Consider the following 258-nt stretch of genomic DNA (forward strand, 5'->3'; position numbering starts at 1 on the left):
GTTACATGTTCCGTCAAACTAAACTGCAATTTTTTCTTCAACTGTTTCTTCTACTTTTACTCGTTTATCATAAATGCTCGTTGCTATAAGCGCTACTACAAGCATTACCATGATTGCTATAAACAATACTTCCATATTGTATAAATCCACAATTGCTCCGCCAACGACCGGCCCGAACATTTTCCCTACAGTCGCCGCACTATTTACAACCCCTTGATAAAACCCTAATTTATCTTTTGGTGCAAGTATATTTGCAAT

At 37.2% G+C, this 258-nt stretch carries 1 protein-coding gene; it reads right to left on the reverse strand.

Going from position 1 to position 258, the window contains the following annotated elements:
• Nucleotides 1-18: 18 nt before the first annotated feature.
• Nucleotides 19-258 (reverse strand): MFS transporter (locus tag SB717_RS37405; protein ID WP_410908180.1); only part of this gene is annotated, 240 nt, incomplete at its 5' end.

The sequence above is a fragment of the Priestia sp. SIMBA_032 genome (genome assembly GCF_046535215.1).
GTDB classification, from domain to species: Bacteria; Bacillota; Bacilli; order Bacillales; family Bacillaceae_H; genus Priestia; species Priestia aryabhattai.